Annotated in this window: 19 protein-coding genes and 1 pseudogene; 14 read left to right on the forward strand and 6 right to left on the reverse strand. The window is 68.9% G+C overall.

The features are described 5' to 3' along the window. Positions 1–3 precede the first annotated feature (3 nt). Positions 4–1,062 carry a tartrate dehydrogenase gene (locus ACIBW9_RS39225; protein WP_398962630.1) on the forward strand — a complete coding sequence of 353 codons (1,059 nt, stop codon included), beginning with the start codon at positions 4–6 and terminating at the stop codon, positions 1,060–1,062. A 316-nt stretch (positions 1,063–1,378) separates the two neighbouring features. Here the strand turns inward: ACIBW9_RS39225 and ACIBW9_RS39230 are convergent. Beyond that, positions 1,379–1,803 (reverse strand): annotated as a pseudogene (locus tag ACIBW9_RS39230) (aldo/keto reductase); the annotation flags it as partial. Positions 1,804–1,982: 179 nt separating this feature from the next. Here ACIBW9_RS39230 and ACIBW9_RS39235 point away from each other — a divergent pair. Continuing rightward, positions 1,983–2,933 carry a nuclear transport factor 2 family protein gene (locus ACIBW9_RS39235; RefSeq protein WP_398962633.1) on the forward strand — a complete coding sequence of 317 codons (951 nt, stop codon included), beginning with the start codon at positions 1,983–1,985 and terminating at the stop codon, positions 2,931–2,933. A gap of 854 nt (positions 2,934–3,787) precedes the next feature. Here the strand turns inward: ACIBW9_RS39235 and ACIBW9_RS39240 are convergent. Continuing rightward, positions 3,788–4,225 carry a MarR family winged helix-turn-helix transcriptional regulator gene (locus ACIBW9_RS39240; protein WP_398962635.1) on the reverse strand — a complete coding sequence of 146 codons (438 nt, stop codon included), beginning with the start codon at positions 4,223–4,225 and terminating at the stop codon, positions 3,788–3,790. A gap of 182 nt (positions 4,226–4,407) precedes the next feature. Here ACIBW9_RS39240 and ACIBW9_RS39245 point away from each other — a divergent pair, with 182 nt between their 5' ends. The 4 genes from ACIBW9_RS39245 to ACIBW9_RS39260 all read left to right on the forward strand — a co-directional run bounded on the left by ACIBW9_RS39245 (position 4,408) and on the right by ACIBW9_RS39260 (position 7,310). Next, complete coding sequence (locus ACIBW9_RS39245; protein WP_398962638.1) at positions 4,408–5,214, forward strand: MBL fold metallo-hydrolase; 807 nt, start codon at positions 4,408–4,410, stop codon at positions 5,212–5,214. Position 5,215: 1 nt separating this feature from the next. Beyond that, entirely contained in the window at positions 5,216–5,626 is a 411-nt protein-coding gene (locus ACIBW9_RS39250; protein WP_398962640.1) for a nuclear transport factor 2 family protein, read from the forward strand. A gap of 35 nt (positions 5,627–5,661) precedes the next feature. Continuing rightward, positions 5,662–6,042: a nuclear transport factor 2 family protein gene (locus ACIBW9_RS39255; RefSeq protein WP_126276500.1), complete on the forward strand. Its 381-nt coding sequence runs from the start codon at positions 5,662–5,664 to the stop codon at positions 6,040–6,042. A gap of 116 nt (positions 6,043–6,158) precedes the next feature. Then, a complete protein-coding gene (locus ACIBW9_RS39260; RefSeq protein WP_398962643.1) occupies positions 6,159–7,310 on the forward strand; it encodes an ABC transporter substrate-binding protein in 1,152 nt (383 codons plus the stop codon). A gap of 313 nt (positions 7,311–7,623) precedes the next feature. Here the strand turns inward: ACIBW9_RS39260 and ACIBW9_RS39265 are convergent, their stop codons facing one another. Continuing rightward, positions 7,624–9,246, reverse strand: a complete 1,623-nt coding sequence (locus ACIBW9_RS39265) for a PucR family transcriptional regulator (protein ID WP_398962645.1) — start codon at positions 9,244–9,246, stop codon at positions 7,624–7,626. Positions 9,247–9,524: 278 nt separating this feature from the next. Here ACIBW9_RS39265 and solA point away from each other — a divergent pair, with 278 nt between their 5' ends. The 8 genes from solA (at position 9,525) to ACIBW9_RS39305 (ending at position 18,220) form a co-directional block, all read left to right on the forward strand. After that, positions 9,525–10,661, forward strand: coding sequence for an N-methyl-L-tryptophan oxidase (gene solA / locus ACIBW9_RS39270; RefSeq protein ID WP_398962647.1), 1,137 nt, complete (start codon positions 9,525–9,527; stop codon positions 10,659–10,661). A gap of 116 nt (positions 10,662–10,777) precedes the next feature. Next, positions 10,778–11,458, forward strand: coding sequence for a haloacid dehalogenase type II (locus tag ACIBW9_RS39275; RefSeq protein WP_398962649.1), 681 nt, complete (start codon positions 10,778–10,780; stop codon positions 11,456–11,458). A 99-nt stretch (positions 11,459–11,557) separates the two neighbouring features. Beyond that, complete coding sequence (locus tag ACIBW9_RS39280; RefSeq protein ID WP_398962651.1) at positions 11,558–12,577, forward strand: ABC transporter substrate-binding protein; 1,020 nt, start codon at positions 11,558–11,560, stop codon at positions 12,575–12,577. A 43-nt stretch (positions 12,578–12,620) separates the two neighbouring features. Next, positions 12,621–13,538 (forward strand): amino acid ABC transporter permease, encoded by a 918-nt coding sequence (locus tag ACIBW9_RS39285; RefSeq protein WP_398962654.1) that lies wholly within the window; start codon positions 12,621–12,623, stop codon positions 13,536–13,538. Further along, on the forward strand, positions 13,535–14,302 hold the full coding sequence (locus ACIBW9_RS39290; protein WP_398962657.1) for an amino acid ABC transporter ATP-binding protein: 768 nt from the start codon (positions 13,535–13,537) through the stop codon (positions 14,300–14,302). The genes ACIBW9_RS39285 and ACIBW9_RS39290 overlap by 4 nt, the downstream gene beginning before the upstream one ends. Positions 14,303–14,461: 159 nt before the next feature. After that, positions 14,462–15,742 (forward strand): NAD(P)/FAD-dependent oxidoreductase, encoded by a 1,281-nt coding sequence (locus tag ACIBW9_RS39295; protein ID WP_398962660.1) that lies wholly within the window; start codon positions 14,462–14,464, stop codon positions 15,740–15,742. A gap of 41 nt (positions 15,743–15,783) precedes the next feature. After that, a complete protein-coding gene (locus ACIBW9_RS39300) occupies positions 15,784–17,235 on the forward strand; it encodes an NAD-dependent succinate-semialdehyde dehydrogenase (RefSeq protein WP_398962663.1) in 1,452 nt (483 codons plus the stop codon). Position 17,236: 1 nt separating this feature from the next. After that, positions 17,237–18,220, forward strand: coding sequence for a D-2-hydroxyacid dehydrogenase (locus ACIBW9_RS39305; RefSeq protein ID WP_398962666.1), 984 nt, complete (start codon positions 17,237–17,239; stop codon positions 18,218–18,220). 171 nt (positions 18,221–18,391) lie between these two features. Here ACIBW9_RS39305 and ACIBW9_RS39310 read toward each other — a convergent pair whose 3' ends face one another. From ACIBW9_RS39310 to ACIBW9_RS39320, 3 genes are all read right to left on the reverse strand, one after another. Continuing rightward, positions 18,392–18,745: a cupin domain-containing protein gene (locus ACIBW9_RS39310; protein ID WP_398962668.1), complete on the reverse strand. Its 354-nt coding sequence runs from the start codon at positions 18,743–18,745 to the stop codon at positions 18,392–18,394. A 514-nt stretch (positions 18,746–19,259) separates the two neighbouring features. Further along, a complete protein-coding gene (gene otnI, locus ACIBW9_RS39315; RefSeq protein WP_398962671.1) occupies positions 19,260–20,072 on the reverse strand; it encodes a 2-oxo-tetronate isomerase in 813 nt (270 codons plus the stop codon). 287 nt (positions 20,073–20,359) lie between these two features. After that, positions 20,360–21,109 (reverse strand): aspartate/glutamate racemase family protein, encoded by a 750-nt coding sequence (locus tag ACIBW9_RS39320; protein ID WP_398962674.1) that lies wholly within the window; start codon positions 21,107–21,109, stop codon positions 20,360–20,362. Positions 21,110–21,168 lie beyond the last annotated feature (59 nt).

The following is a 21,168-nucleotide window of genomic DNA, read 5'->3' on the forward strand; positions in this document are numbered from 1 at the left end:
GGCATGACGACCAACCACCGCATTGCCCTGATCCCCGGCGACGGCATCGGCGCCGAGGTACTCCCCCCAGCACAGCAGGTGCTCGATGTTCTCGGTCGCCGCCACGGCTTCAGCCTGTCCTACACCTCGTACGACTGGTCGTGCGAGCGGTACCTGCGGGAGGGCGCGATGATGCCCGCCGACGGGATCGACCAACTGCGCGACAAGGACGCGATCCTGCTGGGCGCCGTCGGCTACCCGGGGGTGCCGGACCATGTCTCGCTGTGGGGGTTGCTGATCCCGATCCGGCGCAGCTTCCGCCAGTACGTCAACCTCCGGCCCGTCCGCGTCTTCGAAGGCATCGACAGTCCGGTGCGCGGCGCACAGCCGGGCGAGGTCGATCTCGTCATCGTGCGGGAGAACGCCGAGGGTGAGTACAGCGAGATCGGCGGACGGCTGAACCAGGGCACGCCCGAGGAACTGGCCGTCCAGGAATCGGTGTTCACCCGGGCCGGGGTCACCCGTATCGCCGACTACGCGTTCTCGCTCGCCGCCCGCCGCCGGGGGAAGCTCACCTCCGCCACCAAGTCCAACGGCATCATTCACACCATGCCGTTCTGGGACGAGCTGATCGCCGAGCGGGCCGCCGACCACCCCGGCGTCACCTGGGACCAGGAGCACATCGACGCGCTGGCGGCCAAGTTCGTCCTCGACCCCGCCCGCTTCGACGTCGTCGTCGCCTCCAACCTCTTCGGCGACATTCTCAGCGACCTCGCGGCCGCGGTCGCCGGATCCATCGGTATCGCTCCGGCGGCCAACCTCAACCCCGAGGGTGACTTCCCCTCGATGTTCGAGCCGGTACACGGCTCAGCGCCCGACATCGCAGGCCAGGCCATCGCCAACCCGTTGGGCGCGATCTGGTCCGCGGCCATGATGCTCGACCACCTCGGCCACCCAGCCGCGGCCAGGGACATCACGGACGCGATCGCGTCGGTCCTGGCCAAGACCGATACCCGCACACGTGACCTGGGCGGAACCGCGACCACCGCCGAGTTCACCGACAAGCTGATCGAGCTGCTCTGAGTCGTCTCCCTCTCGGTGGGCGGCATGGACGGCGCCGCCCACCGCTCACCCCACCCTGGCGACCCCTCGCCGACGGCGTAGTACGCCCCGTCGTCAGATCCCATCCGCTCCGGTGAGACCAGCCGCCGGGCGGCAACTCGCCATTGGCGCAGGGTCGCTCACCTACCGGCACTGCGCATCTCGCCACTCATCGGCTGGCTCTCCCGTGGGGATCCACCACGAGGGGTCCAGTACGTCCTCGTAGTCCGCTCTGCGACGGAAAGCTGGCCGTCATCCGTCCGCTTCGGCCCTGGGTGATCAGGGTGTCGATCGCCTACCAGATCTCCTCGAAGGGGGTGCGGCGGTCGACCTGGTGGAACTGGTAGACGTCGATGTGGTCGGTCTGGAGCCGCCTGAGCGACGCGTCGACCGCACACCGGATGTTGACCGCCGAGAGCTTGTCGTGGTCGGGCCACGACTCGACCGTCGGCGGCCATGTTGCCGTACACCTTGGTGGCGAGGGCGACCTTGTCGCGTCGGTCGTCGCCCTTGGCGAACCAGTTGCCGATGATCTCCTCGGTACGGCCCTTCTTCTCGCCCCAGCCGTACACGTTGGCCGTGTCGAAGAAGTCGATGCCGGTGTCCCCCGCCGCGTCCATGATCGCGTGGCTGTCGGCCTCGTTCGTTGCGGTCCGAAGTTCATGGTGCCGAGGGCCAGCGGCTGACCTCGAGTCCCGTGCGTCCGAGCTGCGTGTACTTCATGACCACCTGGCCCACGGCTTCGAGTGCCCCCCAGGCAAGAGCGTCGAGGAGGGTCAAGGAACGTCGAGAGGCGGCAAAGACGGTTGACATGAACCGCCCTGCAGTGATTACCTGCCGAAGCAGAGTTTGAATCTTCAAGCTCTTTGGTTTTGGCACGCATGAGATGACTGGAGCGCACCATGCCCCCCATTGCCCCCACCACCCCTGCCCGCCGGGCCGCCGCCTTCCTCGCCGCCGCCGCGGTCCTGGGCGCGACCGCCGTACCCGCCGTGGCGGCCCCGCACGGCCCGGCCGCCGGGCACGCGGCGCACGGCCATGGCGGCTACGGCGATGCCGCCCGCCTCGGCTACCAGAAGACCGTCGCCATCACCGTCACCAAGAGGGTGTTCGAGCGCGGTGACACCGCGGTCGTCGACCGCTACGTCCGGCCGGACTACATCCAGCACAACCCGACCGCGGCCGACGGTTCAGCGGGCCTCAAGGCCCTGGCCACCTCGATCCACCAGCAGTTCCCCGACGCCCAGTACGACGTGAAGCGGGTCATCTCCCAGGGCGACCTCGTGCTGCTCCACTCCAACGTGGTGCTGGTCCCGGGCACTAAGGGTGCGTCCGTCATCGACATCTTCCGCTTCCAGGGCGGGAAGATCGCCGAGCACTGGGACGTCATCCAGAACGTGCCGGACACCACGGCCAGCGGCAACGACATGTTCTCCACGCTGAGTTCACCGCGGGTCTCGCAGCCCCTGGACCACCGGCTCACCCAGGCCAACCAGGCGCTGGTCACCAAGGCCTTCGACGAGCTCATGGTCCACAAGGACCTGAGCGCCCTCGACCGCTACTGGGACCCCGGCTACCTCCAGCACAACCCGCAGATGCTGAACGGCGTGCCCGCCGCGAAGGCCGGCCTCGGCGGTTACTTCGCCTCGGCACCGCAACTGACGGTCACCCCGAAGCGGATCATCGCCGAGGGCGACCTGGTGGCCGTCCACAGCCACTACGTCAACTATCCGGGAGACCGGGGCGCGGCGATCCTGGACCTGTTCCGGGTGCGGAACGGCAAGATCGTCGAGCACTGGGACATCATCCAGAACGTCCCGGAGACCTCGGCCAACGGCAACGGCATGTTCTAGAGGCCGGGGCCCCGCCCGTCACCCCCGCCCCGGTCCGCCGATGTGCGCGGTGGCGAACACCGCCCGGGCGCGGTTGCCGGGTGCGGTGGGGTCTAGGTGTATTGATCACGAGTGTCAACAACGCTCGTGATCAATACACCTAGGGCGGTGCAAGCGCAGGGCCTCGCCGTCCGCGGAGGTCAGGACGGTGCTCCGCTCGTCGTAGGTGACCTCGACAGGCCATGGCGGGAAGGGAGAGCGGCGCCCGCGCAGGAACGGGTGGCCTCGTGGTCGGGGGGGCGGTGAGGCTCTGGGCCTGGACGCGGCCCTCGATCAGCGCGAGGAAGTCGGTGTACAGCACCGGGTCGTGACGGCCGTCGTAGGCCCAGCGGGGCCCAGGACGCCGGGAGGCAGCTACCGCAGCGCGCTCGCCAAGCTCGGTCGCCGGCTGGACTTGTTCGCTAGGCCTTCGGCCGCGGTGTTTCCGAGACGCCCGTCGCTGACGACATGCTCGCGCCCGACAACGGTCCGAGCGGTACACAGCCGCCCTCGACCGCTCCACCCCACCGTCCACGACCTGCCACCTGCCGCATACCGGGCACTCCGCTTGCTCGCCACGCTGCATCGCGATGACTCGCTCAAGGTTCTGCTGACGCCTGCGCAGCGATCGTCTGCGGCAGCGGACCACCGCACTCCTGGCAATACCGCCGAGCCGTCTTGTCAGCCCCCACAACCCAGATGATCCAGGCGTACGGCCGGCCTGCACCTGCCAGGGATCAAAACACCTACTGAACCGACGACCGCCATGGGGAGCCAGAGGCAGGCTCTGGCGGCGTCCGAAGCCCGCGACGGCGATCCGGATCAGGAACAGGAACTTACGCGTTCGCGTCGCGGAGCGTGCGCAGGATGCGCTTGAGGTGGCGGCGGTCCTCGGCTGAGAGTGGTCCGGCGAGGTGGTTGCGCAGGTGGGAGACGTGGGCGGCCAGTGCGTGGTCGAGCGCCTGACCGCCCTTGTCGGTCAGTACGGCGAGTGCGGCTCGCCGGTCGTCAGGATCGGGGTCGCGGCGGATGAGTCCTTCCTTTTCCATGCGGTCGGCGAGCCGGGTGAAGCCGCCCGAGCTGAAGGACACGGCCTCTGCCAGGTCCGTCATGCGGAGCTGGTGGCCGGGGGTGCGGCCCAGTCGCAGCAGCACTTCGAACCAGGTGGGCGGTATATCGAGATCGCGGTTCACCAGAGGCTTGATACGGCTGTGGGCCTCCACGAAGAGACCGAAGAGTGTCACGTCGTCGTCGTTCAGCAGTTGCTCGTTCACTCCTCAAGGATGACAGAAGGATCTGAGTGGCAGAAGCTGCCGTTGCAAACTCTGCTGCAGCAGATATATTGTCTGCGTCGGCAGATATTTCGACCGTGTTCCCATCTCGGCCCGGTTCACGTCGTACACCTCGCCGCGAGGCGATTTCCCCGACCACTCACCCTTCACCCGAGGAAGCACGCATGAGCACTCTCTCCTTCAAAGTCCTCGACCTCGACTTCCCGGCCGGCAGCAAGAACAAGACCGCCACCCTCGTCACCGGTGAGAACGAAGCACTGCTGGTGGACGCCGCCTTCACCCGCGCCGACGGCCACCGCCTGGCCGCCGAGATCCTCGACTCCGGCAAGACCCTGACCACCGTCTTCATCTCCCACGGCGACCCCGACTTCTACTTCGGCGCCGAGGTGATCGCCGACGCCTTCCCCGAGGCGAAGTTCGTCGCCACCCCGATCGTCATCGAACACATCAAGCACTCCTACGAGGGCAAGCTCAAGGCCTGGGCCGTGCTCGGCCCGAACCTGCCCACCCGCCTGGTCGACCTGGAGCCGCTGACCGGCGACCTCACCCTGGAGGGCCACACCTTCCAGCTCAAGGGCGGCCCGGCCGGCCTGCCCGACCGCCACTACCTCTGGCAGGCCGAGCACCGCGCCCTGCTCGGCGGGGTCCTGCTCTTCCAGCAGGAGCACGTCTGGGTCGCCGACACCCCCACCCCCGGCGACCGCGCCGCCTGGATCGACCTGCTCGACGACATGGCCGTCCTCGACCCCGAACTGGTCGTCCCCGGCCACCGCCTCCCCGGCACCGCCGCCGACGCCTCCGCCATCACCGCCACCCGCGACTACCTGATCGCCTTCGAGGAGGAGCTCGGCAAGGCCGCCGACGGAGCCGCCCTGAACGACGCCCTCGTCAAGCGCTTCCCGGACAACGGCATGCTGATCGCCGCCCAGATCGGCTCGAAGGTCGCCAAGGGCGAGATGAAGTGGGGCTGACATGAGCGAGTTCGCCACCTCCACCGCCCCGGCCGACGTCGTACGCCGCCAGTACCTGGCCTCCGCGACCGGCGACCTGGACGCCCTGCGCGCCACCCTCGCTCCCGACGTGGAGTGGACGGAGATGGCCGGCTTCCCGCTGGCCGGGACCTATCGCACGCCCGAGGGCGTCACCTCGAACGTCATGGAGCAGCTCGGCAAGGAGTGGGACGGCTGGGCCGCCCACGACGACACCTACGTCGTCAACGGCGAGAACGTCGTCGTCCTCGCCCGTTACACCGCGACCAACAAGGCCACCGGCAAGCCGATCGACGTCCGGGTCGCGCACCACTTCACCGTACGGGGCGGACTCATCGTCCGCTTCGAACAGTTCGTCGACACGGCGCTCGTCCGCGAGGCCATGAACGACTGAGTCGTACCGCACCCACCGCGAGGCAGGAGACAGACATGTCCGCTGCGGACAACAAGGCACTCGTGACCGCGTTCTACGAGCAGGCATTCAACGACTACCAGCCCGAGGCGGCCGCCACCGCACACCTCGGCGAGAGCTACACCCAGCACAACCCCGAGGCGCAGGACGGCCCGCAGGCCTTCGTCGGCTATGTCCACTGGCTGCGCGGGCAGTTCCCCGACCTGCGACTGGACATCAAGCGTGTGATCGCCGAAGGGGACCTCGTGGTCACCCACAGCAACCTGCACCTCAAGCCCGGCGACCGTGGCATGGCCGTCGCCGACTTCTGGCGCGTCGCCGACGGAAAGATCGTCGAGCACTGGGACGTCATCCAGGAGGTGCCCGAGAAGAGCGCCAACGACAACACCATGTTCTGACCCCACGCAACAGCACGGCACCCGTGCCGTACCCGGGCGCCGTGCTGCTCCACTGCCGTGGTCCAGCCGCACCACACAGACAACCGAACAGAACAGACAGAGAGGCTCCCCCCACCATGACCAGCCTTCCCAGCCGACGCCGCCTGCTTACCACCGGAGCGGGCGCCGCTCTCGGTCTCGGTGTCGCCGCTGCCTCCGTCACCCCCGCTCAGGCCGCCACCGGCCAGGCCTCCGCGGGCCGCGTGGTGACGGGCGGCGCCGAGGAGAAGCGGACCCTTGACGAGCTCTACCAGGCAGCCCTCGCGGAGGGCGGCAAGCTCGTGCTCTACGCCGGTGGTGACATCTCCAGCCAGGCGGACGGAATACGCAACGGCTTCAAGAGCCGGTTCCCGGACATCGACCTGACGGTGGTCGTCGACTACAGCAAGTACCACGACGTCCGCGTCGACAACCAGTTCGCGACCGACACCCTGATACCCGACGTCGTACAGCTCCAGACCGTGCAGGACTTCGTGCGCTGGAAGGAGCAGGGCCGCCTGCTCGCCTACAAGCCGGCCGGTTTCTCCAAGCTCTACGCTCCCTTCAAGGACCCGCACGGCGCGTGGGTCGCCGTCCAGGTCAGTGCCTTCAGCTACATGTACGGTCCCGCCGCGGTCGGCTCCGACATCCCCAGCGGTCCGCTCGACTTGGCCGACGCCCGCTGGAAGGGGAAGATCGCCTCCTCCTACCCGCACGACGACGACGCGGTCCTCTACCTCTACACCCTCTACGTGGAGAAGTACGGCTGGGACTGGCTGGCCCGGCTGGCCGCCCAGGACATTCAGTTCGCCCGCGGCAGCTACACCCCGAGCGCGGCCGTCACCAGCGGCCAGAAGGCCATCGGCATCGGCGGCTCCGGTGCACCGCTGTCCACCGGGCCGGTCAAGTGGGTGCTGCCCGAGCAGGCGCCGTTCATGTCCTGGGGACAGCGGGCCGCGATCCTCAAGCAGGCCAAGAACCCCACCGCCGCCAAGCTGTACCTGAACTGGCGGCTCTCCGTCGAGCAGCAGAAGGCCGCCACCAACGGCTGGTCGGTCCGCACCGATGTCACCCCGCCGAGCGGGCTGAGGCCTGTCTGGGAGTACCCCAACGGCAATCTCGACGGCTTCCCCAAGTTCATGGCCGACCGCGCGGCGATCGAGCGCTGGAAGCAGACCTTCGCCCTGTACTTCGGTGAGGTGAAGGGAGACCCGTCACCGGGCTGGCTCGGACTGCACCCCGGAGCCTGACCGCCGACCGGTGCCGCCCGGCCCCGCACTCACCGCGCGATGGGCCGGCGGCCCGGCAATTCCTGGCCGCCCCACAGAGCCCTGGAGTCCTAGCTCAGACACCAGCCGCAAAGTAGGTCACGGGTAGCCGGACGAGTCCCGTTTCCCCGTCCTGGGCGTCGTCGTTGGTCTGATCGAGTGATCGAGGCCTAAGGGGCGGGCGCGCGGCAAGAGTGGTCGTCAGAGGAGCTGGACGCTGGTAGACGGCGACCGAGACCTGGTGGCGAATAAGAGCCGGTCGCACTGCGACGCGCGTGACGGCCGACGTGCCCCGTCACGCGCCGGGAACAGCTGCTTCTCCCGCGTCCAGAACCAGCACAGCGACGTGCAGGGAGGTGCGCTGCAGACCTGATTCCAGGTCGCAGCCGAGGAGCCGTTCGATGGTGTGCAGGCGCTGGTAGTACGCCTGCCGGGACATGCCGGCGCGTTTGGCCGCGACCGACTTGTTCCCGGCCGCCGCCAGATAGGCGCGCAGTGCCGGGAGCAGATCGCCGCCGTTGCGGCCGTCGTGCTCGATGAGGCGGGTCAGTTGCCGCTCGGCGTACCGCTGGAGACGGGTGTCCTCGCGCAGGATGCCCAGCAACTCCGGCAGGCGGACGTCGGCGGGGACGTAGAACCACCGCTCCGGGGAGGCCGGTGTGATGGCCTCGGCCGTCTGCTCCGCCTCCTGCCACGACCGGGCGATTCCGCCGAGGTCGGTCACACCGGGGCCGATGGCGACGACGGCCCGCGGTCCGAGTTCTTCCCGGGTCAGTCGGCCGATCCGTTCGGCGACCGGCTGCCAGGCGCTCGCCTGTGCCAGCGCCATGAGGACACCGATGCGGCCCGGGGCCGTCTCGCCGACCAGGGCGCGGACACCGGTGTGCGTCAGCGCCTTCGCGATCCGTTCGTCGAGGTGCTCACCTTCGGTGCCGGTGTACGGGTGGCGGATGACCACGGCGAAGAGGCGGTGTCCGAGGGTGGGCAGTCCCAGTGCCTCGGCGCGGGCGCGGGCGTCCGCGGGGGAGCGGAAACGCCGTTCGTACAGGTCCCGCAGGACCGAGCGGTGGGCCCGGCGCTCCCACCAGGCCTGCCCCGCCAGACGCGCCATGGTCAGCGCGATCGCCGCACGCTCCAGCACCAGGACGTGTTCCGGGTCGGGCTCGGCGCTCAGCCGGTCCTCCAGCAGGACCAGCCGCCCCCACGGGCCGTGGTGGTCCTGCACCGGCGCGATCAGCCACCCCTCCGGGCCGCTCGGCGTGAGCCTCTCCGGCGTCGGGGCGGCCCGCGAACGCCGCGACCAGGCCGACACCACCGGCTCGTACGGCCGGCCGAGCAGCTCGCACATCAGGACCCGGTGGGTGAGGTCCTCCAGCACCACGGGGGCTCCGGTGAGTTCCGCGGTGGTGTGCACCAGTTCCTCGGGGTCCGCGCCCCGCAGTGTCAGGGCGGTGAAGATGTCCTGGATGTCCCGGCCGCGGCGCAGCAGGGCCCCCTGGGCGTCGAGGATGAGCGCGTGCACCGTCTGCGTGACGTCGATGAACCGCACGCCACGGGCCAGCTCGACCAGCGGCACATCACGGGCGCGGCACGCCGCCACCAGCTCCTGGGGCACCTTCTGGTACCGGTAACCGAGCTCCACGATCAGGCCGGCCGCGCCGACGTCCGCGAGCTGGTCGACGTAGCCGCGCAGCTGGGAGGCGTCCTCGGGATGCGGCACGCCGGTCGTCAGGATCAGCTCGCCGCCCTCCAGGAAGTCGGCGGGGTTGAGCAGCTCGGTGACATGCACCCAGCGCACCGGGCTGTCCAGCCGTGACTCGCCGGCCAGCACGCGCGGCATCCCTTCGGCGAGCACGGGCAGGCGCAGTACCTCCCTGAGCGTCGGGAAGTGCCCGGCTGCGTGACGTCTGGGTGGCATAGGTGGTGCTTTCATCCGAGGGGAATCGGGCTCACCTTCGCATCGGCCACTCATCGTGACAAGAGGCGGCCCGTCATTCGGGCAGTCCGGTCGTCCGCCGTGACAGACCGTCTCAAGAAGGCCCCGAGGCGGAACACAGTGTGGGTTGCCCTGCGGGTTCTCCCGGGCGGAGAGTGAACGCCATCCCCAGCAGGAGGCGAACCGGAAAGGTCCGCACGGTGTCCGCACCGTGCTGGGGCCCCACTGCCACCCACCACACCATCGAGAGGAGCGACCTCATGCGCATCCCGAAGCGCGTCGCCGTGATCGGTGCCGGCAGCATGGGCAGCCAGGCCATGTGGCGACTGGCCGCCCGCGGAGCCGAGGTCATCGGCTACGACCGGTACGCACCGGGTCACGACCGCGGCGCGGCCGGGGGCGAGAGCCGCATCTACCGGGCCGCCCACCTCGGCGAGCCCGCGTACATCCCGCTGCTGCGGCTCGCGGACCGGATGTGGGAGCAGCTCCAGACGGAGACGGGCCGGTCGCTGCGACGCCGCAGCGGCAGCCTGGTGATGGGAGAGGCGTCCTCAGCGTCCATGAGCCTCCTCCTTTCCACCAGTGCGGCCCAGGGGCTGGATCACGAGGTACTGGACCGGGCGGAACTCGCCCGCCGCTACCCGCAGCACCGGCTCCCGGACGGACACACCGCCGTCCTCGACCGGTTGGGCGCCGTCATCAGACCGGAGGCGTCGATCCAGGCCGCCGCCGGACGTGCCGAGCAGCTGGGAGCCCGGCTGCACCGCTACACCACGGTGCGCGAGGTCGTCCCCGCAGCGGGCGGCGGGGTGCGGATCGTCACCGACCAGGGCACGGACCATGTGGACGCCGCCGTGGTGACCGTGGGCCCCTGGATCAACACCCTGCTCCCGGACCTCCCCCAGGCCGTCGACGTCCGCCGGGTGATCTGCTCCTGGCACCTGCCCACCCGCCACGACTGGTTCGCGGGCGGTGCCCCTTCCTTCGTGCGCGCCGCACCCCACGACTGCTTCGGAATCCCGTCGCCCGACGGCATCTCCGTCAAGCTCGGACTCTCCTTCAAATACCATGCGCCGGTGCCCGAGCCCGAACGGCTCGACCGTACCGTCCGCCCCGAAGAACTCGGCATCTTCCACGAGCTCATCGGCGAACTCATGCCCGACCTGAACCCCGACCCCATCAGGATGTCGGCCTACATGGAGGGCTATACGGAGTCCGGAAACCCGCTCGTCGGTCATCTCCCCGGCGAGGACGACATCATCGTCATGGCCGGGTTCTCCGGCAGCGGTTTCAAGTTCTCGCCCGCGATGGGCGAGATCGCCGCCGACCTGGCGCTCGACGGCGCCACCCAGCACCCTGTCGACTTCCTTGCTCCGGCAGGAGTCGGCGCCGCCTGATCCCCGGCGGTTGCCGACGTCATCACCCCCCTTCGACATTTCTGTCGTGAGCATGCCCAAAAAGGGCCGCGGCCGGCCCCGACCAGTTCCCCGACGCAAGAAAGTGGAGTACTTCCATGCCCATTCCCTCGTTCCAGTTCCGCCCGAAGTACGTCTCGTTCGACTGCTACGGGACGTTGATCGAGTGGCCGATGACCCCCATCACGCGTGAACTCGTCGGTGACCAGATCCCTGCCGAGCAGTGGGACCAGTTCGTCAAGGAGTTCCGCGGCTACCGCTACGACGCGGTCCTCGACAAGTACTACCCCTACGAGCAGACGCTGCAGGCCGCCTTCGAGGGGGTCTGCCGCAAGTGGGGCGTCAAGGCGGCCCCGGACGCGGGCAAGCGGCTGGCCGACGGCGTGCGCAGCTGGGGGCCGCACGCGGACGTGCCGGAGCCGCTGAAGAAGATGGGTGAGCACTACAAGCTGGTGATCCTGTCCAACGCCGACGACTCCTTCCTCGCGGAAAGCGTGCCGCGGCTGGGCGCCGACTTCCACGCCGTCTTCACCGCCGAGCAGGCCGGCTACTACAAGCCCCGCTACGCCGCGTTCGAGTACATGCTCGACCAGCTCGACGCGTCCCCCGAGGACTTCGTGCACGTCTCCTCGCACACCCGCTACGACCTGATGCCGATGCACGACATGGGATTCCGCAACCTCGTCCTGCTGGACCGCGGCTGCGATCCGGTCACCCACGGCTACGACTACGTGACCGTCAAGTCCCTGGACGAGCTCAACCAGATGCTCGGCATCTGACGCGCGCGGCGCACCCGCTCACCCACCCCCCCGTCCGATCCGCACGTCGTCCCCGCAACACGGATTCCCCGTATTCCCGTATCCCCAGGAGGCACCGCCATGGAAACCAACCGGACAGGCCGCAGAAACGTATTCCGCACCGCAGGCGCCGTGGCCGCCGCGATGCAGGTCAACAGACACCTGAGCATCCCGATCGCCACCACCGCCCTGGCCCTCGCGCTCGCCGCGTGCGGGGCGACCGGCACGGCACAGAACGCGGCGGCGAAGGGCACGACGCAGGGCGGGGGAGCCGGCGCGTCCGCCGAGCACACCGACGACATCTCGGTGGGCGTGAAGCCGGACCAGAACGCGGTGAAGCTGCTGCCCGCGGCGGTGAAGGCCAAGGGCACGCTCTCGGTGGCCATGGACCTGGCCTATCCGCCCACCACGTTCATGGCATCGGACAACAAGACCCCGATCGGGTTCAACCCGGACATGTCCCGGCTGATCGCCGCCAAGCTCGGCCTGAAACTCCAGATCAACAACGTCAAGTTCGACACCATCATCACCGGACTGCAAGCCAACCGGTACGACTTCACCGCCTCCACCATGGGTGCCACCAGCGACCGGCTGAAGGTGCTCGACATGGTCGACTACGTCAACTCCGGGACCGGCGTGTCCGTCCCTTACGGCAACCCGCAGAAGCTGGGCACCCACACGCTGTGCGGGCACCGCGTCGCCGTCCCCTCCGGCAGCACCGCGGAGCTGCAGTGGCTGCCCCAGCTGTCCAAGCAGGACTGTACGAGCAAGGGCAAGCCGGCCATCAAGTCGGTGTCCCTGCCCAGCGTGAACGACGCTCTCACCCAGCTGGTCTCCAAGCGGATCGACGCGGTGATGTACGACTTCATCTCGCTCGAGTGGGCGGCCGCGCAGCAGCCCAAGACGTTCGACGTCCTCAAGCCCCTGGTGGCCACCAAGCCCGCGACCGTCGCGCTGAAGAAGGACTCGCCGCTGACCCCCGCGGTGAAGGCTGCCATCCAGTCGATCATCGACGACCCCAAGTACACCCAGGCGCTGGACCGCTGGGGTCTCAAGGACCTCGGGATCAAGACCGCGGCCATGGCTGTCCCGCAGGACTGACATGTCCACGGATCTGATCGGTACGAAGACCGGGAGCCGACCGATGTCACCATTGCTGGCCGAAGAAAAGAAGCGGATCACGCCGAAACGACCGCGCGACTACGTCGCCTGGGCCGTCGCGATCGCGATCGTCGCCGGTCTGGTGTGGACCGCGGTGACGAACGAGAACTACCGCTGGCCGGTGGTGTTCAGCTACTTCACCACCGAGACCATCCTCAACGGCCTGCTGATCACGCTCCTCCTGACCGCGGCGAGCATGGCCCTGGGCACGCTGCTCGGGCTGGTGCTGGCGGTGATGCGCATGTCGCACCAGCGGCCCGTCTCCGGGCTCGCCCAGCTCTACATCACCTTCTTCCGCGGCACCCCGGTGCTCGTGCAGCTGGTCTTCTGGTTCAACATCGCGGCCCTGTACCCGCACCTCTCGATCGGCATCCCGTTCACCGACATCTCCACGCCGGTGAACGTGAACGCGATCATGACGCCGATGACCGCGGCCATCGTGGGGCTGACGCTCAACCAGGCCGCCTACATGTCCGAGATCATCCGCGGCGGGTTCGCCTCGGTCAGTCGCGGACAGCACGAGGCGGCGGAGTCCTTGGGCATGTCGGGGTTCACCAAGCTCCGGCACGTGATCATCCCGCAGACCATGCCGGCGGTCATCCCGGCCACGGGCAACCAGGTGATCGGCATGCTCAAGGAGACCTCGCTGGTGAGCGTGCTCGGCGTCGCCGACCTGCTGAACAGCGCACAGTCGATCTACGCCCGCAACTACCAGACGATCCCGCTGCTGATCGTCGCCAGCCTCTGGTACCTGATCATGACGCTGGTGCTGAGCGTGCCGCAGTCCATGATCGAGCGCCGTTTCTCCCGCTCGACCCGGGCGCGGCTGACCCCGGCCGCCACCGCGGCCGAGCCCGGGGCCGGTCAACTCGTTCCCACTACGAGGGAGTCGCTGCTGTGAACCCGGACGGAACGATCGTCGCACGCAAGCTGTGCAAGAGCTTCGGACGTCACCAAGTCCTGCGTGACATCGACCTGACCGTCAAGGCCGGGGAGATCTCCTGCATCATCGGACCGAGCGGCTCGGGCAAATCGACACTGCTGCGGTGCATCAACGGCCTGGAGACCGTCGACCGCGGAGTCCTCAAGGTCAACGGAGAGGACTTCGGCTACGTCGAGAAGGACGACGTCTACCACGCCGTCCGCCCCAAGCGGCTGGCCGAACAGCGCGCCCGTATCGGCATGGTCTTCCAGCAGTTCAACCTGTTCCCCAACATGACCGCCGAAAGCAACGTCATGTCCGGACCAGTACTGGTGCAGAAGAAAGACCGCGCCACCTGCCGGGAACAGGCACAGCAACTGCTGGCCAAGGTCGGCCTCAAGGGCTGTGGCCACAAGTACCCCGCCCAGCTCTCCGGCGGTCAGCAGCAGCGCGTGGCCATCGCCCGCGCACTCGCCATGGAACCCACCATCATGCTGTTCGACGAACCCACCAGTGCGCTGGACCCCGAGCGCGTGGGCGAAGTACTCGCCGTCATGCGCGACCTCGCCGGAAACGGCATGACCATGCTGCTCGTCACCCACGAGATGGCCTTCGCCCGCGAAGTCGCCGACGAAGTCCTGTTCATGGACGAAGGCATCGCAGTCGAGCGCGGCGACGCACGCGAAGTGCTGGCCAACCCCCGCGAGAAGCGAACCCAGGCCTTCCTCGAAAGGGTCCTGTAGAAGCGGCTGGGACCGACGTGACGTCCGCACCCTGTTGGTCCCGGTCCTCAACGCCCTCCAGTCAGACGTCGATCCGACCGTCGCTGACATCGCCGTCGGCAGGGCCCCCTGGTGCTGCCCGGCCGCCCCCACTTCGAAACTCCCCGCTAAGGATCCGACATGAAGACGATTCCCTACTGGATAGATACCGCCGGGGCGTTTCCCGACCGGTCCGGCAAGCCGCTGTCCGAGGACACCGACCTGGTGGTCGTCGGCGCCGGCCTGACGGGTCTGTCCACCGCCCTGCACTCCGCCCGCAAGGGCGCCCGCGTCACCCTCGTGGAGAAGGGCCAGATCGGCTCCGGTGCCTCCGCCCGCAACGGCGGCATGGCCAACCTGGGCTTCACCATCGGCGTGGGCCAGGCCATCCGCCGGTACGGACTCGAACGGGCCCGCGAGATCTACAACTCCTACGGCGAGGCCGTGGACACCGTCGAGCGACTCGTGAACGAGGAGTCCATCGACTGCCAGTTCCGCCGCGTCGGACGCCTGGGCGTCGCCTCCCGACCCGCCCACTTCGAGAGCAAGAAGGCCCAGCAGCGCGACCTGGCCAAGCACTTCGGACACGAGACGACTCTGATCGGCAAGTCCGAGCTGCGTTCCGAGATCGGCTCCGACGCCTACCACGGCGGCCTGCTCGACCCGTTCAGCGCCGCCCTGCACGTCGGCCGCTTCGTGCGCGGTATGGCCGAGGCGTGCGAGCGCACCGGCGTCGAGATCCACGAGCGCAACGCGGCCATCGGCGTGCGGCGTACCGCAGCGGGACGGTACGAGGTCAGCACCGAGCGCGGTGTGATCCGTGCAGGTCAGGTCATGATGGCCACCGACGCCTACACCGACAGGAACTTCCCGTGGCTGCGCCGCCAGCAGGTCTGCGTGGGCAGCTTCATCATCGTCACCGAGCCGCTGGGCGAGGAGCTCGCCCGGGACATCATCCCCAAGGCCCGCCTCATCGTCGACTCCAACAAGGTCTGCCACTACTTCCGGCTCACCCCGGACAACCGGCTGCTGTTCGGCGGCCGCGCCCGCTTCGCACCGTCCGACCCGGCCTCGGACAAGAAGAGCGGGGCGGTCCTGTTCCGTGAGATGTGCGGGATCTTCCCCCAGCTCTCCCGCACAAAGATCGAGTACGTGTGGGGCGGCTCCGTCGGCTTCGCCATGGACCGCATCGTGCACGCCGGGCAGACCGAGGACGGCGTCTACTACTCCCTGGGGTACGCCGGCCACGGCGTGCAGATGGCCACCCACATGGGGCAGGTCATGGCCGAGGTGATGGACGGCCACCCCGAGGTCAGCCCCGTCCGCGACCTCGCCCCGCCCCGCATCCCCCTCTACAACGGCACCGCCTGGTTCCTGCCCTTCGCGGGTGCCTACTACAAGACGCTGGACCGCGTCCGCTGACCGGTCGGCAGCCTCTCTACCCCTACAAGGAGATACCCACGATGACTGTCGTCCGTGATGTTCCCCAGCAGCTGTTCATCGGCGGCGATTGGCAGGACGCGGAGTCCGGCCGGACCCTGTCCGTCGACAACCCGGCCACCGGCGAGGAACTGTGCCGGGTCGCCGACGCCTCACCCGGCGACGGTCGGCGTGCCGTCGAGGCGGCGGTCGCCGCGCAGGCCGCCTGGGCGGCCACCCCGCCGCGCGTGCGCAGCGAGATCCTGCGCCGCGCCTACGACATCATCATCGAGCGCACCGAGGACCTCGCGCTGCTGATGACCCTGGAGATGGGCAAGCCCCTGGCCGAGGCGCGTGCCGAGGTCGCCTACGGCGCGGAGTTCTTCCGCTGGTTCTCCGAGGAAGCCGTGCGTATCGACGGCGGCATGATGACCGCCCCCGACGGCAGGAACCGTCTCCTGGTCACCCGTCAGCCCGTCGGCCCCTGTCTGCTCATCACGCCCTGGAACTTCCCCCTGGCCATGGGCACCCGCAAGATTGGCCCCGCCGTCGCCGCCGGCTGCACCATCGTCCTCAAACCCGCCCCCCAGACGCCCCTGACCAGCCTCGCCCTGGCGGAGATCCTCACCGAAGCGGGGCTGCCGGCCGGGGTGCTGAACGTCGTCACCACCTCCGACGCCGCCGGCGTAGTCGAACCCCTGCTGCGCGGCGGGCAGATCCGCAAGCTGTCCTTCACCGGCTCCACCCAGGTCGGCCGTATCCTGCTGGCCCAGTGCGCCGACACCGTCATCCGCACCTCCATGGAACTGGGCGGCAACGCCCCGCTCCTCGTCTTCGACGACGCCGACCTCGACGTGGCCGTCGAGGGCGCCATGGTCGCCAAGATGCGCAACATGGGCGAGTCCTGCTGCGCGGCCAACCGCATCTTCGTCCACGCCTCCGTAGCCGAGGAGTTCGCCTCCCGCCTGGCCGATCGCATGGCCGCCCTCACCGTCGGTCCCGGTACCGAACCCGGCACCGATGTCGGCCCCCTCATCGACGCCGCCGGCCGCAGCAAGGCCCACGACCTGGTGCGGGACGCCGTCAAGCGCGGCGCCACCGTCCTGACCGGCGGTGAACTCCCCGAAGGGCCCGGCTGCTTCTACCCGCCGACCGTCCTCATCGGTATCGCCCCCGACGCCGCGATCATCGACACCGAGATCTTCGGCCCGGTCGCCGCGATCCGTACCTTCGAGACCGAGGACGAGGCCGTCGCCGCCGCCAACGACACCGAATTCGGCCTGGCCGCCTACCTGTTCACGCAGAACCTCGACCGTGCCCTGCGGGTCGCCGAACGCCTCGAAAGCGGCATGATCGGCATCAACACCGGACTGGTCTCCAACCCCGCCGCGCCCTTCGGCGGCGTCAAGCAGTCCGGCCTGGGCCGCGAAGGCGGACGCGTCGGCATCGACGAGTTCCTGGAGTACAAGTACCTGGCCGTCCCCGTCGGAGCCTGACATGCGCGAGCGACTCGTCGTCCTCTACCGCGGCAACCGGCCCCCCGCCACCGCGCGCCTCGAAAGCCTCGCCGACACCGTCTACGCCACCGAGGAGGAGCTGCCCTACCTCCTGCCCGGCGCCGATGTCCTCCTGGCCTGGGTGAACATCACCCCGGCCATCCGGGAGGCGTGGCCCGACGATCCGCACAAGGCGCCCCGCTGGGTGCACGCGTCCTCCGCGGGCGTGGACTCCTTCCTGTTCCCCGCCCTGGTGGACGATCCGCAGGTTGTCCTGACCAACGCCCGCGGGGTCTACGAACAGCCGACCGCCGAGTACGTCCTGGGCCTGATCCTCGCCCTCGCCAAGGACTTCCCCGGCACCTGGGAGCACCAGCGGCGCCGCGAGTGGCGCCCGCGGCCCAGCGACAGCATCACCGGACGCACCGTGCTGGTCTGGGGGACGGGGCCGATCGGCCGGGCCATCGCCCGGCTGCTGCGCGCCGTCGGGATGCGGGTGAGCGGTGCGGGCCGCACATCCCGCACGGACGATCCCGACTTCGGCACTGTTCATGGTGCGACGACCCTGCGCTCGGCCCTGACAGAAGCGGACTACGTCGTCCTGGCCGCCCCCCTCACCCAGAACACCCGGGGCATGGTCGACGCCTCCGCGCTCGCCGCCATGAAGCCGGGGGCGCGGCTGATCAACGTAGGCCGGGGCGGACTCGTCGACGAGGAGGCGCTGGTCGACCACCTCGCCGCCGGACGGCTCGCCGGTGCAGCCCTGGACGTGTTCGCCCAGGAACCGCTGCCGGCCGAATCTCCCCTGTGGAACCTGCCCGGCGTGATGATCTCCCCGCACACGGCGGGCGAGACCACCAGCGAGCGGGAGGCGCTCGTCGAGGTGTTCCTCGACAACTTCGCCCGCCACATCGAGGGCCGACCGCTGCGCAACGTGGTGGACAAGCGGCGCGGATACGTGGTCGACGACACGCGCCCAGCCTGAAAGCGAGCAGCACGCGCCCCGGCCGGTGACTCCTACCGGCCGGGGCGCGTGCTACTCGCTTTCTCTCTCCGACCTGCGGCACCTGGCTGGACCCGGACGCCGAGCAGCATGGATGGGACCGGGCGGTAGCCGCCCGGTCCCATCACCCCGTACCGCTTCGCTGAGCCGGACTTATGAAACGGTCAGGTAGATCTTGCGCACGGTTTCGATGGTCTTCCAGACACCGACGTAGCCCGGCTTCATGACAAAGCTGTCGCCTGCCTTGTAGATCACCGGCTCGCCACCTTCCGGCGTGAGTTCGATGACGCCGGAAAGGATGTGGCAGAACTCGAAGAGCTCGCCCTTGATCGAGTGCGTCTCGCCGGGCGTGGCTTCCCAGACGCCCGTTTTGATCGTTTCCCCGCGGGCGGCGTCCTGGGCCCAGGTCTTGTAAGCAGGGTTGCCGGAAATCAGGCGTTCCGGCAGCGGGCCGGACTCCTGGGGCGCGAAGGAGGGGTTGGGATCGATGGTCTTCAGGAGCGACATGTTCTTCCTCCAGTGGAATTTGACAACGATGAAAATCGGGAGCGGACATAGTGGGCGGCACCGGGCCGAGTTCGACCAGACTCATCGCGCGTCTCGGAGCAGGGCCTGACGGCTGCCGCCACGGGTGTGCCGGACGATCGGCATCGAAGGCGACCTGATGGGCGGCCTCGGCAAGCACCGGATCGACCGTGCCGGGCATCATGCTGGAACCGGCCTGCACCGGCGGTGTGGAGCGTGCGACTGCTTCGGCCCGTCGAGTATTTCTGACGCCCCGCACGGAGCCCATGCGTGATCTGTCCGTCGCGGTCACGATGTTCGGACGTTGTGTCAGGCGGGAGGCCAGAGGGGCATTCATGACCAGGAGCGGATCGGTCGCCACGGGCGCATCCAGCGGCACGGACGGGTCTGCGAGCATCAGCCCGTCCCTCGGTGCACCACGCAGACGAACCGCGTCTTCAGCAGTGCGGCGGCGACCTGTCCGCCCAGGAAGCCCAAGGCACCCGTGATGAGGTGCTCATGTGTTTTCCCCTCGCTGGCTCCGGTAGTCGTGGAGCCAGCGGAGACCTTCGCTCGTCCCGGCACGGGGGCGGTACTCGCAGCCGATCCACCCGTCGAAGCCCAGCTCGTCGACCGCGTCGAGCAGGTGACGGACGTTGAGCTCACCTCGATCGGGCTCACCCCGGTCGGGCACGCCCGCGATCTGCAGATGACCGACCCGGCCGGTCGGCAGGTCACGGCGCAGGGTCGCGGTGAGGTCGCCCTCGACGATCTGGCAGTGGTAGAGGTCGAGCTGCACTTTGAGATGCGAGGCTCCCACCTCCTGCACCACGGCGTGGGCCTCGGCCTGGGTACTCAGGAAATAGCCGGGCATGTCGCGGCCGTTGATCGGCTCGATCAGGATGTCGACGCCTGCCGCGGCGGCCCGCTCCGCGGCCCAGGCCAGGTTGGTCAGGTAGGTGTCACGGTGCTTGGCCCGCTCGGCCGGTGGCGCGTCCGGCCGGACCAGCCCGGCCATGAGGTGCACCCGCGGGCAGCCCAACGCCGCCGCGTACTCCAGCGCCCGGTCGACCCCGGAACGCACCTCCGCCTCGCGTCCGGGCAGTGCCGCCATCCCGCGCTCTCCGGACTCCCACGCTCCTGCAGGGGCGTTGAAGAGCACCTGCTCCAGGCCGTGGTCGTCGAGCCGGCGGCGCAGCTCGGTGGCGTCGTACGCATAGGGGAAGAGGTACTCCACGGCCTCGAAGCCGTCAGCCGAGGCCGCGGCGAAACGGTCGAGGAAATCGTGCTCGGTGTACATCATGGACAGGTTCGCTGCGAACCTCGGCATGCTGGCTCCTGTGTTCCGGCCGGGGACGGCCAAGGGCAGTGGTTGACGGACTGCTTGTGAGGCCTGTTGCAGGGGACAGGGCGTACTCCTGGTCCGAGCCGGCCGTGCTCACCTGCGTAGACGGAAGATCTGGGCGGTGATCCCGGAGCAGGCCGACCAGGCGGCCATCCGCAAGGAAAGGGGTCTTGCGGATGGCCGCCCGGTCCGCCACGGTGCCACGCACTGAAAAGATCGCAGCACCGTGGGCCGCGTCATCAAAAGCCGGACCGCAGTGTGATGCGGTGCCATTATCTGGCTTCGCAGCCTCCCTGCCCTTCCACGGTCTCGAAGGCCCTGCCTGTGGCACGGACGGGTTCAGCCGCCTGCTCGTTCAGCACACGCACCGCGTCCTCCGCTCCACTGCGTGGGCTGGAGAGCACGGGCTTGCCGACGGCTTCGGCGATCGCGGGAGCCAGCCGTGCCATGGACGCCTGGGCCAGCACGATCACGTCGACCTCGGTGGCCAGCGCCCGTGCCCCGTCCAGCACCATCGCGTCGTGGCGGTCGCGGTCACCGGACATCAGCACCGAGAAGGCACCCTCGCAGAGCCGTTCTTGGACGGTGATGTCGCGACCGGCCGCCCGGGCCTTCTCCTCGACGAGGGCACGGGTCGGCGGCAGCGTCGTGGGGACCGTGGCCAGGACGCCGATGGCGTCAGCGGTCTCGACCGCTGACGCGGTCATCGCGTCATCGATCTTGACGATCGGGGCGGAGACCAGGCGTCGGGCCACGTCGATGGCCGGACCGACCGAGGAGCAGGCGGAGAAGATGACATCGGCCCCCGCGGCCTCCGCGGCCTGGGCCAGGTGCACCATGCGCTGCGTGCTGGCAGGTGAGATCCCACCGTCGCGCACCACGGCAGCGAGCACGTCGCTGTCGACGAAGTGCAGGACGTTGGCGTCCGGCGCGAGTTCCGCGAGGTATTCGTTGATGACCGAATCGGGGTTGACGAACAGCAGGCTGGTGTGCAGCACGGCGATCGAGGCAGTGGTGGACATGGTGTCTCCGACAGGGTGAGGTATCGGCCCGCGTGCCGGTGAGGGCACGAGAGCGCGTG

Origin of the sequence: Streptomyces sp. NPDC049541, from assembly GCF_044465725.1 — a bacterium.
GTDB lineage: Bacteria > Actinomycetota > Actinomycetes > Streptomycetales > Streptomycetaceae > Streptomyces.